This window comes from Methylorubrum sp. POS3 (genome assembly GCF_043352485.1).
GTDB lineage: Bacteria > Pseudomonadota > Alphaproteobacteria > Rhizobiales > Beijerinckiaceae > Methylobacterium > Methylobacterium suomiense.
Map to the genome: position 1 here is coordinate 4,413,923 of NZ_JAPRBT010000001.1, position 12,997 is coordinate 4,426,919.

Genomic DNA, 12,997 nt, shown 5'->3' on the forward strand with positions numbered 1-12,997 from the left:
CGTTGCGTACGAGACGCGTTCGAGGACTGGGCCTTGGGCCGCGCTTCATCGTCTCGGCCGTGGTGCCGTGGATGCTCGCGAGCGGCCTGTTGATTTCGTTCACGGCCACGGCCGGCACGGACACGACCATGCCGCCGGAGCGCCTCTACGATCACGACGTCACCACGACAGGCGGTCTCCCTTCGGCCTGGACTTCCGACATGATCGCCGCGGGCATCGTTGCCACGCCGGATTCGACGCATGACAGCGATCCGGACGATGGCACTCAGCCGTCCCTGGCCGATTCCGACGGATCGACCCCTGCCGTGCCCCGCGCGGTGGCCCTTTCCTCCGTCACACCCGCGCCGGCCGACGCGACACCGATCGAGGTCGCCGCCGGCAGCCTCGTCATGCCGGGCTTCTCGCCGCGCCTCGACCGTGCGCCGGCCACCGAACCGGAAGATGCCGCCCCCGACGCCAAGCATCGCTACGCCGATCTGATCGGGCCGGAGGCCATGGACAAGGAGCAGCGCTGCCTCGCCGAGGCCGTCTATTTCGAAGCCCGCAGCGAGCCCGAGGAGGGACAGGCCGCGGTGGCCCAAGTGGTGCTCAACCGCGTCAAGAGCGGCCTCTATCCGCAGAGCGTCTGCGGCGTCGTCTACCAGAACCGCCATCGCTTCATGGGATGCCAGTTCTCGTTCGCCTGCGAGGGCAAGTCGCTGCGCATCACCGATGCCGGCTCGTGGCAGACGGCGACCCGCATCGCCAGCGCCGTGATCGAGGGCCGGACCTATCTCAGCGAAGTCGGCGGGGCGACGCATTACCACGCCGATTACGTGAAGCCGGGCTGGTCCCGTCGCCTCAAGCGCAAGGATATGATCGGCCGGCACATCTTCTACCAATTGAAGCCGAACCAGACCTGACGAACCGCGACGAAAACTTGGGCTGAGCGCCTCCCGTTCGCCGGGTCCGCCCCCCATCCCCACGCAAGCTTGCTCGGCCATGACCGCTCCATGAGGCTGGCAGCGGTGTCGACATGGCGGTGAGCGAGGCGCTCGTCCCGGAGAAGCGGTCACGGCGGGATTTCGGTTTCGCGGCCGGCATCGTCGCGATCCTGGCGGTTCTCTTCCTGCCGGTTCCGGCGGTACTGATCGATATCGGCCTCGCCTTCTCGATCGCGCTGTCGGTGCTGATCCTGATGGTGGCGCTCTGGATTCAGAAGCCCCTCGAATTCTCGGCCTTCCCCACCGTCCTCCTGATCGCGACCCTGCTGCGGCTGGCCCTGGGCATCGCCACCACGCGCCTGATCCTGGCGAACGGTCAGAAGGGGGTCGACGCCGCCGGCCACGTCATCCAGGGCTTCTCGCAATTCGTGATGAGCGGCGATTTCGTCATCGGAATCGTCGTCTTCGTGATCCTGATCACGGTGAACTTCCTCGTCATCACCAAGGGGGCAACCCGTATCGCCGAGGTGGGCGCTCGCTTCACGCTCGATGCTATTCCCGGCAAGCAGATGGCGATCGACGCCGACCTCAATGCCGGGCTGATCGACGAGAAGGAGGCGCAGCGCCGCCGCCGCGAACTGGAGGAGGAGAGCGCGTTCTTCGGCTCCATGGACGGTGCCTCGAAATTCGTGCGCGGCGAGGCGGTGGCGTCGCTCATCGTCATCGCGGTCAACGTGTTCGGCGGCGTCATCATCGGCACCACCCGCCACGGCATGCCGCTCGGTCAGGCGGCGGATGTCTTCGTGAAGCTGTCGGTCGGCGACGGCCTCGTGTCGCAAATCCCGGCGCTGATCGTCTCCCTCGCCGCCGGTCTTCTCGTCTCGAAGGGGGGCACCCGCGGCACTGCGGAAGAGGCCGTGCTCGGTCAGCTCAGCGCTTATCCCCGCGCCCTGATGGTGGCCGCCGCCCTGATGCTGATGTTCGCCCTCGTCCCCGGCCTGCCGTTCCTCCCCTTCGTCGCGCTGTCGGGCCTGATGGGCTTCGTGGCGATCACCATCCCGAAGCGCCAAGCCGCCCGCACCGCCTTCGCCGCCGCCAAGGCCCAACTCGAGGCCGAGGCGAAGCAGGCTGAGGCCAAGGATTCGGTCAAGGAGCAGCTCAAGACCCCGGAGATCGAGCTGTGTCTCGGCCGTCAGGTCTCGGCGCAGATTCAGACGAGCCACACGGAGTTGCAGCACCGCGTCGCCAAGATGCGCCGCAAGTTTGCGCGCCAGTACGGTTTCGTCGTCCCCGAGATCAAGCTGACCGACAGCCTGACCCTGCCGGCGAAACACTACCAGATCCGCATCCACGGGACCGTTGCGGCGACCCAGGAAATGCGGCCGGGCGAACTCCTCGTGGTCGTCGGCGAGGGACCGCGCCCGGACGTGCCAGGCGAGGAGGTGCGCGAGCCCGCCTTCGGCATGAAGGCGCTCTGGGTGGTCGATGCCTATGCCGCCGAGGTCCGCCGCGCCGGTTTCGAGGCGATCGACGGCGCCTCGGTGTTGCTGACCCATCTCTCGGAGGTCATCCGCAACAACCTGCCCCAGTTCCTGTCCTACAAGGACATGCGCGCGCTGCTCGATCGGCTCGATCCCGAATACAAGCGCCTGCTCGATGAGATCAGCCCATCGCAGATTTCGCATTCGAGCCTGCAGGCGGTTCTGAAATTGCTGCTGTCCGAGCGCGTCTCGATCCGCAATCTGCACCTCATTCTGGAGGCGGTGGCGGAGATCTCGCCCCATGCCCGCCGGGCCGAGCAGATCGCCGAGCATGTGCGCATGCGGGTGGCGCAGCAGATCTGCGGCGATCTCGCCGAGGACGGCACGCTGCACGTGCTGCGCCTCGGGGCCAATTGGGACCTGACCTTCCATCAAGCCCTCAAGCGCGACGCGAAGGGCGAGGTCATCGAGTTCGACATCGATCCCCGCCTCGTCGAGCAATTCGGCACCGAGGCCGGCGAGGCGATCCGCGAGCGGATGCGCCAAGTCCACAGCTTCGCCCTCGTCGTGGCACCGGATGCGCGGCCCTATATCCGCATGATCGTCGAGCGCATCTTCCCGACCCTGCCGGTGCTCTCGCATCTCGAGATCGCCCGCGGCGTCGAGATCAAATCCCTGGGCACCATCTCATGATGGCCCTGGCGGGAAGCCTCGTCGGCGGCGAGGCCTTTCTCGCGACCTTCCTGATCTTCTGCCGCGTCGGCGCCTGCCTGCTGATCGTACCCGGCCTGTCGAGCCCGCGGGTGCCGGCGCAGGTGCGGCTACTGGTGGCGGGCGGCGTCTCCCTCGCCGTGACGCCGCTGCTGCTGCCGCTGTTCCAGACCAAGGTGACGGGCCATGCGCCGACCGAGACTCTGGCCTGGATCGCCAGCGAGACCTTCACCGGATTGATGATCGGCTTTCTCGGCCGCATCTTCGTCTTCGTGCTGGAGACCGTCCTGAACGCGGCCTCGACCATGGTCGGTTTCGGCAGCATGCCGGGGACTCCGGTGGAGGGCACCGAGGCGGTTCCGGCGGTCGAGTCGTTCATCGTCTTCTCGGCGGTCGCCTTGATGTTCGCCGCCGATCTGCATTGGGAGCTGTTTCGCGGGCTGGTCGATTCCTATTCCCGCATCCCACCCGGGGAGGGTCTCGGCACGCAGACGGCGCTGGTCCGCATCACCGATCAGATCGGCGAAGCCTTCACCCTGTCCCTTCGCATCGTGGCCCCGTTCGTCATCTACGCCGTGGCGGTGAACCTCGCGGCAGGCTTCGTGAACAAGCTGACGCCGACGATTCCCGTCTACTTCGTGGCCACGCCGTTCATCATGTTCGGGGCGCTGATCCTGCTCTACAGCGTCGCGGACGAACTCGTGACCCAGTTCCTGGCGGGATACGCCGCCTGGCTGAGGCGCGGCTGAGGCCATGGCCGCGACCGGGGATCTGAACAAGCGTCTCAAGCGCGCCGAGCGCCTCAGCGCCGTTCAGGCGCAGATGCGCCGCGCGGCCGAATGGGAGCTGGCGGCGATCCAGCGCGATGCTGCGGCCTTGGAGGAGAATCGCGCCGCCCTGCTCGCAGCCCTCGGCGGAGACAGCCACGGTCATCTCTTCCTCGAAGCCGCCAATCGCCGTCTGAGGTCGCTCGCTGCCCGCGCCACCGAACTGGAGGAGGCCGCTGCCCGACAGACCGAGGCCGTGCGTGAACAGAGCCTCGCCCAGAAGCGGGCGGAACGCGGCACCGAGCGCGTCGCCGAATTGCTGCGGCAGGAGCGCGAGCGGGTCGAAGGCATCGAGCGCCTCGACGGGCTGGCCCAACGCCGCGACGCAAGCCTGCCGTAAGCCAGCGGCGCTAGGGTCGTCCGCGTGCTTTCCCCTCCCCGCTTCGAGGGGTGGCGACGACAGCCCGCGGCGGGCAGCAGGCCCGCGATGAGGCGCAGTTTCAAGACAGCTGCCAGGGACTTTGCCGCGATGAGCATCACCCCTCCCTCCGACATCGTGATGGACGTCGCCCGTGCCGCCGATCCGGCGCGGTATCAGGAGGCCGCGGCCAAGCTCTCGCAACCCGGCGATCCAGCGGCCTTCGCCGGCATCGCGGCCGAGGCGGCCCGTGACGTAGGCTACAGCCTCCACATGCCTCTCGATGCCAGGGGCACGCTCACGAACCTCAAGAACGACACGACGCTGAAGGAAGCCTCCGATCCCTACCGCAAGTTCGAGGGGCAGGTTCTTCAGCAATTCATCGAGACGATGCTGCCGGACAAGGCCGAGGCGATCTACGGCAAGGGCCATACCGGCAATCTCTGGAAATCCATGCTCGCCGAGCAAATCGGTCAGCAGATCGCCAAATCCGGCGGCATCGGGATCGCCCGGATGCTGGAGGCCTCCCAACCGACTCGGGCACCGACGCTTTCTCCCGCGGCGACGGGCGTCGCCGGAAAGGTCTGACACGCCATGCTGCTCGAATCCCTCAAGCGCCTCGAAGCCACCATCGAGGCCGAGACCGAGGCCCTCACGCTCAACGCCGCGATCGATCTGGAAGCCGTCAATCGCGCCAAGAGCCAGAGCCTCCTCGAATTGACGCGTCTCGCCCGTTCGGTTCCGGCCGAGGAGATCGACGCCGCCACCGGCATCGTCCTGGCCCGGCTCCACGACAAGCTGGCGCGCAACCAGGAAGCTGTGGCTCGGCATCTGCGGGCCGTGGAAGAGATCGGCGACACGCTGGCCGCGACGCTGCGGGCGGCGGATTCCGACGGCACCTATTCGGCGCATCCCGGACGCTGAACCATGCGCGTCCTCGTCAGCGGCCTGTGGATCTGCGCCGTCACCATCGCCTCCTGTTACGCGGCCGTGACCTACGGCGGAGGCTTCTTCAAGAAGTCGACCGAGCCGTATCTGGAGGGCCTCCAGTACCAGAAGCTCGCCCCCATCAACATTCCGATGGTGGCCGATGGGAAGGTCCAAGGCTACATCGTCGCCGTGCTGGTTTTCACGGCGGATGCCAAGCTGATGCACACGCTGCCCGTCTCGCCGAACGCCTTCGTCGTCGACGAGACGTTCCGCCAGATCTACGGCGACACCACGATCGATTTCAGAAAGCTGGCTCGGTACGACATCAATGGGCGCCTCGCCCAGATCCGCAGCAAGGTCAACGAGCGGTTGGGTTCCGATGTGGTGAAGGATGTGCTGGTCGATGAGCTGAACTTCGTCGCCAAGCGCGAGGTGCGCTCGTAGGGGCCTGTGGCCGTGATGGTGCGCGCGGAGCAGATCGGCCCAGCCGATACGGCCTGCCTTAACTGGCTCCTGACAGCATCGGGCTGAGGTTTCAGCCCGCGAGGTTCGTCTTGATCGGCGGGCGGAATACGCTCCGTCCCAGAGCTGCCCCTGGGACTCTCGATCGGTCTAGCGAATGGGCGGCACGGATCGGGCTCCTCGCGGCACAGCGCGGCGCACTGGCACCCATCCGACGCGGCATGGTAGCCCGGCGCGGACCCGTCACGCCGCACGGCAGGCCATGGCTCTTCTCACCTTCGACGATCTCGCTCCCGGTCAGGAATATACGGCCGGTCCCATCACGGTGACCCGCGAGGCGATGGTCGCCTTCGCGCGGGACTACGATCCGCAGCCCTTCCATCTTGATGAGGCCGCGGCGAGGGACACCTTCGTCGGCACCCTGATCGGTTCCGGCTGGCAGACGGCGGCCTTCGGGATGCGGCTGCTCGCCGAGGCGTTGATCTCGCGCTCCACCTCGATGGGCTCGCCGGGCATCGACGCCCTCCGCTGGATCCGGCCGGTCTTGCCTGGTGACCAATTGAGCGCCGTCGTTCGTGTCGAGGAGGTCCGAGCCTCGGCTTCGAAACCGGATCGCGGCTTCGCCCGCCTGTCGATGACGCTCACGAATGCGTCCGGCGACCGGGTGATGACCCAGGCCTTCGCGGTGATGTTCGCCCGCGCGGGAGCGGTGCCGCAGCCGCGGGCGGTCACAACGGACGTGGAGGTGACGCCCTTGCCTGAGGCCGAGGAGGCTCGGGACTTCCCGTTTCTCGCCGAGGCCGAGATCGGCAACGTGCGCGATCTCGGCGCCCATCGTTTTGGGGCCGATTCCATCGTCGGTTTTGCCAAGGAATACGATCCCCAGGTCTTCCACCTCGATCCTGTAACCGCCCGCGCCACGCATTTCGGTGGTCTCTGTGCGTCTGGCTGGCAGACAGCGGCCGTTTGGATGAAGCGGTTGCACGCGACCTTCGCCCGCGATGTCGCCTTCACCGCCCGCTCCGGTCCGGTGCCGCAACTCGGTCCATCGCCGGGCTTCAAGGATATGCGCTGGCTGCGCCCGGTTTATGCCGGCGATACCATTTCCTATGCCAGCCAACTGACCGACCGGCGGGCCTCGGCCTCACGACCCGGTTGGGGCATCGCCACGCACCACAACACAGCAAAAAATCAGCGCGGCGAACCGGTCTTCGAATTCACCGGATCGGTGTTCTGGCAGTGGGAACGGCCTCGCTGAAGGTCGCAGGGCGGCTGCGCATTGATCGACAGGTTCGCCCGATTCGTCCCGTCAGGCCCAGTCAAGGGCGCGCGGCACGTTGAAACAACCGCATTGAGAGCACCGTACCGAATTATTGATACAGTACGGTGCTCTGAAATAATCTCAAAGACAACTTTCTTGACGTTGTCTCCGACCTCTCCGGCCAATACTATGGTCGAAATCTCACCCCAGTAGCTTGTCGAGGGTGATCGGCATCTTGCGGACGCGCACGCCGGTCGCGTGATAGACCGCATTGGCGATGGCGCCTGCCGTTCCCGTGATGCCGATCTCGCCGACACCCTTGATCCCAAGCGGGTTCACGTGCGGATCGTTCTCCTCGACCAGGATCGCCTCGATCGAGGGTACATCGGCATTCACCGGCACGTGGTACTCGCCGAGATTGGGATTCATCACCCGGCCGGTGCGAGGATCGACCACCGCGTTCTCGTGGAGCGCGAACGAGACACCCCAGATCATGCCGCCGTAATACTGGCTGGTCACCAACCGGGGATTGACGACCCGTCCCGCCGCGAAGGCCCCGACGAGCCGCGTCACCCGGATCTGTCCGAGATCGGGATCGACGCTGACCTCCGCGAAGACCGCCCCGTGGGCATGCATGGCATAGGATTCCCGGGCGGCCGGATCGGGCGCACCCTTGCCGGACGCCGAGATCGACGCGCGCCCCGCACGCGCGAGGATATCCGTGAACGATTCGCTGCGGCTCACGTCGTCGCGACGGATCAAGCGGCTTTTGCTGGCATAGACGCCGGCATTGCCGGCACCGAAGAGGGGCGAGTTCTCGTCGTTGGTGGCCAAGTCCGAGAGCTGCGCCAGCACGGCGGCGGCGGCGGCGTGGATCGCCGAACCCGCCGTTGCCGTATGAGCCGAGCCGCCCGCGATCCCGCCGTTCGGCAGATCCGAGCTGCCGCTCCTGAAATCGAGCTGCTCCAGATCGAGACCCAGTCCATCCGCCGCGATCTGTGCGAGCGCCGTCCAGGCCCCCTGTCCCATGTCGTGGGCGCCGATGGCGACAACACCGCTGCCATCCGCACGAATCTCGGCGCGGGCTTCCGCCTGCATCATCAGGGCGGGGAACAGGGCGGTGCCGACGCCCCACCCGATCAATCGCCCGGCCTCGTCGCGCATGGAGCGCGGCGCCGCCGAGCGGCGCTCCCAACCGAAGCGCGCGGCTCCCTGCTCGTAGCACTCACGCAGGGCCTTCGACGAGAACGGCCGGTCGGAAATCGGCTCGGCCTCGGCATAGTTCATCTGGCGGAAGACCAGCGGATCGACGCCGCAGGCCTCGGCCATCTCGTCGATGGCGGCTTCCAAGGCCGCGCTCCCCGACGCCTCGCCCGGGGCGCGCATGAAAAGCGGCGTCCCGGTATCGACGCGCACACCCGAATGCGTCGTCGAGAGCGTCGGTGCCGCATAGAGATAGCGCGAGAGCGCGCTCGCCGGCTCGTAGAAATCGTCGTGGCTGCTGGTGGCGGTGAGCGTATGGTGGTCGAGGGCGGTCAGGGCGCCGGACCCGTCTGCGCCGAGGCGCAGGGTCTGACGCGTCTCGGCCCGATGGCCGACGGGGCCGAACATCTGCTCCCGCCGCAGCACGAGTTTGACGGGCCGGTCGACGAGCTTGGCCGCCATCACGCCCAGAACCTGCGGGCCTGACAGGAAACCTTTGGAACCGAAGCCGCCGCCCAGGAAGGGCGAACGGACCAGGATGTTCTTGGGATCGATCCCGAAGAGACCGGCGAGCCGCATCGTCGCCATCGCCATGCCCTGGCTCGGCGTGTCCACGGTCAAGCGGTCGCCGTCCCACTGCGCCACGATGGCGTGGGGCTCCATGGCGTTGTGGTACTGCGCCGGCGTTTCATACACGGCTTCGATCCGCCGCGCGGCTCCCGCGAGACCGGCCTCGATATCGCCCTTGGTGGCGGCCGTCTTGTCGCCCGCTCCGACAGCCTGCGGTTTATGAGGCTCGGCGGTATCGAGGCCGATGCGGGGCGCTTCGGTCTCGTAGCGGGGCGCCAGCAATTCGGCGCCTTCGGTGGCGGCTTCCAGCGTCTCGGCGATCACGACGGCGATCGGTTGATGCGCGTAGCGAACCCGATCGTTCTGAAGGAGATCGAGCCGGAAGGTGAAGGGGTCGTTCTTGGCGTCCGGATCGGCGGCGAGCTTCGGGGCGTTCTGCGGCGTCATCACCGCGACGACGCCGGGATGGGCCTCGGCCGCCGCGATGTCGAGATGCACGACGCGCCCCTTGGCGATCCGGCTCACGGCCAAGACCGCGTGCAGCATCCCCTCGGGACGATTGTCGGCGGCGAAGGTCGCGCCGCCCGTGACCTTCAGGAAGCCGTCGCGTCGGGTCAGCGGCTGGCCGATGCTCGACCCGTGCCGGGCCTGCTCGTAAGCGATATCAGGCATGGAGCGTGTCCTTCTCGGAGGCGAAGGCGGAGGCCGGCAGCGCGGGCATGCGCGCCGGCGTCCCGGCGGCGGCGCGCGCGAGGGTGCGCACGATCAGCCGGCGGGCGAGTTCGATCTTGAAGGCATTGTCGCCGGAGGGCTTGGCCGCGACCAGCGCCGCGTCCGCCGCCTGCCGGAACAGGGTCTCGGAGATCTCGGCCCCGGCCAGCACGGCTTCCGCCTCTCGGGCCCGCCAGGGCTTCAAGGCGACGCCGCCCAGAGCGAGACGGCCTTCCACGATCCGTCCGTGATCGAGGCGTAGGGATGCGGCGGCCGAGACGACGGCGAAGGCGTAGGAGGTCCGGTCGCGGATCTTCAGATATCGGGAATGGCCGGCGAACGCTGCCGAAGCGGCCGGCAGGTGAAGGGCGACGATCAATTCGCCCGGCGTCAGCACGCTTTCGTGCTGCGGTGCATCGCCCGGCAGGCGATGGAAGGCGTCGAGCGAGACTTTTCGCGTTCCTTCATGGCCCGCGATCTCGACCTCGGCATCGAGGGCCACCAGAGGTACGCAGAAATCCGACGGGTGGGTCGCGATGCAGTGCTCGCTCCAGCCCAGGATGGCGTGAAGCCGCGTCTCGCCGCCCCGTGCCTCGCAACCCGCGCCGGGCTCGCGCTTGTTGCAGGCGCTAGCCGGGTCGTAGAAATACGGACAGCGCGTGCGCTGCATCAGATTGCCGGCGACGGTGGCGGCATTGCGCAACTGCGCCGACGCCCCCGACAGCAGGGCCTCGGCCACGGAGGGATGGGCCTTCGCAAAGGTCGGATCGTAGGCGAGGTCGCTGTTGCGCACGAGGGCGCCGACGCGGAACCCACCGTCGGGCAGGCGCTCGATCCGATCGAGATCGGGCAGGTGCGTGACATCGACGAGCCGATTGGGTCGCGTGACGCCGCCCTTCATCAGGTCGAGGAGGTTGGTCCCGGCGGCGAGGTAGGCCGCACCCGGCTCGGACGCCGCCGACACGGCTTCCGCGACGGTCTGGGCGCGAACGTAGTCGAAGCGGTTCACGCGGCTTCTCCCTGGCGGTCGGACGCCATCCTGGCCTGCGCGTCGAGTACGGCCTCGGTGATGCCGATATAGGCGCCGCAGCGACAGAGATTGCCGCTCATGGCTTCCCGCACCCGCTCGGGATCGTCGCCCGCATGTCCCTCGCGGATGAGGCCGACGGCACTCATGATCTGGCCGGGCGTGCAGAAGCCGCACTGGAAGCCGTCATGCGCGATGAAGGCGGCCTGGACCGGATGAAGAACGTCACCCTGGGCCAGACCCTCGATGGTGGTGATCTCGGAGCCGTCGAGGCTGATCGCGAGGCTGAGGCAGGAATTCACCCGCCGTCCATCGACCAGCACGGTGCAGGCACCGCACTGGCCGCGGTCGCAGCCTTTCTTCGATCCGGTGAGTCCGAGGCGTTCCCGCAGCAGGTCGAGAAGGGTCACCCGCGGGTCGTCGAGGGCGATGTCGTGAGGCTCGCCGTTGACGCGCAGCGAAACGGTGAGGCTGTCGTGCTGTCCCATGGGTCGGCTCCCAATCTGGAAGCATTTCAATTAGCCCATGTGAGGAACTCGGCCAGTGCAGTGCGAAACGGTCGCAGGCCGGCCGGCGAAGTCCCGTCCGCGGCGGTCAGCGCGGTTGGGTGACGCCTCGCTCCTTCAGGAACTTTTCCATCCAGGCGATCTCGCCATCCTGCGAACGAACGATCTCCTCCGCGAGCTTGCGGATCTCCGGGTTCTTCGAATGCTCCAGGGCCACCTTCGCCATGGCGACGGCGCCCCGGTGATGGGGGATCATGCCGCGCACGAAATCGACGTCGACATCACCGGTGTAGCGGATCGCCATGTCGCCGTGCATCTGCGCGTCGGCCTTCCGGAAGGCACGGGTGGCGGGGGTCTCGACCTCCTTGCTGGATGAGGACGTCGTCCCGTGATCGTGGTGATGGGAGCCCTCGGCGAGAGCGAGGGTGGCCACACCGCAAGCGGCGGCGAGGACGGCGAGGATCGGCAGGCTTTTCATGGGCAGGCAAACTCTTCAATCGGCATCGCGGGCATTCGGAAGCGGTGCCACATCGGCGTCAATGACGCCGCGTGACGACCATTCGCAAGCCGTTCTTCGGGCGCAAGGTCACGCGATGGAGTGGTGTGACCGGCGGATGCCCTTCCGGCAGGGTGAGCCGCACCGCGTGGAGGACGCGGGCAAGGACGAGGGTCGCCTCGTGCAGCGAGAAGCTCTGGCCGATGCAGATCCGGGGGCCGGCGCCGAACGGCAGGTAGGAGAAGCGTCGGACCGCGTCCCGCCGCTCGCCGAAGAACCGATCCGGGATGAACGCGTCGGGCGCCTCCCACAGCTTCTTGTGCCGCTGCATCACGTAGGGCGCGATGATCACGGTCGAGTTGCGGGGGATCTTCACACGGCCGATGCGATCGTCGCGCAGCGCTTGGCGGCTGAGGAACGGCACCGGCGGGAACAGCCGCAAGGTCTCTTCCATCACCGCCTTTGTGAAGGGAAGGCGGTCGAGCCGCATGGTGCCATCGTCGCCGAGGGCGGCATCGACCTCTGCCTCGAGTCGGGACTGCACCGCCTCGTCCTGCGAGATGCAGTAAAGCGCCCAGGTGAGGGCGTTGGCGGTCGTCTCGTGTCCGGCGGCGATGAACGTGACGATGTTGGCCTTCACCTCCAGGTCCGAGAGGCCCTTGCCGGATTCGGGATCCTGCGCCGCCAGAAGCAGGGTCATCAGATCGTGGGGCGCCTCGCCCCTGGCCAGCGCCGCCTTGCGACGATCCAGAAGTTCGTCGACGACTTCGGCGAAGTATCGCAATGACGGCCGCGCCTTGAACCGCCCGAGCCGGGGCACGAAGCCGGGGACGCCGAACACGTCGAGCGGGTCGATCGGCCCGATCGATTCGAGAAGACGCGTCAGGGCGCGGCCGAGGGCATCGGGATCGCCGGGCAGGCCCTGGGTGAAGATCGTCCGCTCCAGCACGTCGAGGGTGGTGCGGGTCATCTCCAGCACGACATCGATGCTGGCGCCGTCGCGGCGGGCGAGGCGCTTGGCGACCCGGGCGCCGGCGGCATCCATCTGTGTGAGGAAGCCTGCGACGTGGCGCGCGGAGAAGATCGGCGCCATGGTGCGGCGCTGCAGGCGCCACTCGTCACCCTCGGCGGTCAGCAGGCCGTTTCCGAGACCGGGAGCGAGCACGCGGCGTTGCAGGTCGTCCTTGCGGTAATTCGCACCGTTCTCGACCAGGAGGTAGCGCACGAGATCGGGCTCGCTCACCACCGTGATGCGCCCCATCGCGCCCTCGCCCGCTACGACGAAATCCTCGAAATGCGATTCCATCCAGGTCGCGATGGGGTTCTCCCGCACGGCCTTGAGGAAGGCGAACAGACCGAGCGGCCGGGTCAGCGGTGGCGGCACTTGCGGCCGGAACGGCGGGCGCGCCGTGAGGGTCTCGGCCGTAAGGGAAATCGTGTCCTGCATCGGCCGAACAACCTTCGCGGTGACGGAGCGGGAGATGCGTCACGCCCCTCCGCGGGGCGCCATCGCGCTCGAGCCTCGGCTTCG

The 12,997-nt window shown here is 67.5% G+C and carries 13 protein-coding genes; 8 read left to right on the top strand and 5 right to left on the bottom strand.

What is annotated here, in order from left to right; genetic code table 11:
- Positions 1-2: 2 nt before the first annotated feature.
- The 8 genes from OWC43_RS20465 (at position 3) to OWC43_RS20500 (ending at position 6,950) form a co-directional block, all read left to right on the top strand.
- Positions 3-902, top strand: coding sequence for a cell wall hydrolase (locus tag OWC43_RS20465; protein WP_393958076.1), 900 nt, complete (start codon positions 3-5; stop codon positions 900-902).
- 113 nt (positions 903-1,015) lie between these two features.
- Positions 1,016-3,097: a flagellar biosynthesis protein FlhA gene (flhA, locus tag OWC43_RS20470; RefSeq protein WP_137830074.1), complete on the top strand. Its 2,082-nt coding sequence runs from the start codon at positions 1,016-1,018 to the stop codon at positions 3,095-3,097.
- Positions 3,094-3,864: a flagellar biosynthesis protein FliR gene (gene fliR / locus OWC43_RS20475; RefSeq protein ID WP_137830073.1), complete on the top strand. Its 771-nt coding sequence runs from the start codon at positions 3,094-3,096 to the stop codon at positions 3,862-3,864. Before flhA ends, fliR begins: the two co-directional genes overlap by 4 nt.
- A 4-nt stretch (positions 3,865-3,868) precedes the next feature.
- A complete protein-coding gene (locus OWC43_RS20480; RefSeq protein ID WP_393958077.1) occupies positions 3,869-4,282 on the top strand; it encodes a hypothetical protein in 414 nt (137 codons plus the stop codon).
- 129 nt (positions 4,283-4,411) lie between these two features.
- On the top strand, positions 4,412-4,888 hold the full coding sequence (locus tag OWC43_RS20485) for a rod-binding protein (protein ID WP_393958078.1): 477 nt from the start codon (positions 4,412-4,414) through the stop codon (positions 4,886-4,888).
- Between the two features lie 6 nt (positions 4,889-4,894).
- Positions 4,895-5,224, top strand: coding sequence for a flagellar protein FlgN (locus OWC43_RS20490; RefSeq protein ID WP_393958079.1), 330 nt, complete (start codon positions 4,895-4,897; stop codon positions 5,222-5,224).
- 3 nt (positions 5,225-5,227) lie between these two features.
- The gene (locus tag OWC43_RS20495; RefSeq protein WP_393958080.1) at positions 5,228-5,674 is read left to right on the top strand and encodes a hypothetical protein; all 447 of its coding nucleotides are present in this window, start codon (positions 5,228-5,230) and stop codon (positions 5,672-5,674) included.
- Between the two features lie 280 nt (positions 5,675-5,954).
- A complete protein-coding gene (locus tag OWC43_RS20500) occupies positions 5,955-6,950 on the top strand; it encodes a MaoC family dehydratase (RefSeq protein ID WP_393958081.1) in 996 nt (331 codons plus the stop codon).
- Between the two features lie 204 nt (positions 6,951-7,154).
- Here OWC43_RS20500 and OWC43_RS20505 read toward each other — a convergent pair whose 3' ends face one another.
- The 5 genes from OWC43_RS20505 to OWC43_RS20525 all read right to left on the bottom strand — a co-directional run bounded on the left by OWC43_RS20505 (position 7,155) and on the right by OWC43_RS20525 (position 12,913).
- Positions 7,155-9,398 carry a xanthine dehydrogenase family protein molybdopterin-binding subunit gene (locus OWC43_RS20505; RefSeq protein ID WP_393958082.1) on the bottom strand — a complete coding sequence of 748 codons (2,244 nt, stop codon included), beginning with the start codon at positions 9,396-9,398 and terminating at the stop codon, positions 7,155-7,157.
- Positions 9,391-10,446, bottom strand: coding sequence for an FAD binding domain-containing protein (locus tag OWC43_RS20510; RefSeq protein WP_393958083.1), 1,056 nt, complete (start codon positions 10,444-10,446; stop codon positions 9,391-9,393). Before OWC43_RS20510 ends, OWC43_RS20505 begins: the two co-directional genes overlap by 8 nt.
- Positions 10,443-10,952, bottom strand: a complete 510-nt coding sequence (locus OWC43_RS20515; protein ID WP_393958084.1) for a (2Fe-2S)-binding protein — start codon at positions 10,950-10,952, stop codon at positions 10,443-10,445. The genes OWC43_RS20510 and OWC43_RS20515 overlap by 4 nt, the downstream gene beginning before the upstream one ends.
- A gap of 106 nt (positions 10,953-11,058) precedes the next feature.
- Positions 11,059-11,448 (bottom strand): DUF305 domain-containing protein, encoded by a 390-nt coding sequence (locus tag OWC43_RS20520; RefSeq protein ID WP_393958085.1) that lies wholly within the window; start codon positions 11,446-11,448, stop codon positions 11,059-11,061.
- A gap of 58 nt (positions 11,449-11,506) precedes the next feature.
- On the bottom strand, positions 11,507-12,913 hold the full coding sequence (locus OWC43_RS20525; protein ID WP_393958086.1) for a cytochrome P450: 1,407 nt from the start codon (positions 12,911-12,913) through the stop codon (positions 11,507-11,509).
- Between the last annotated feature and the right edge of the window lie 84 nt (positions 12,914-12,997).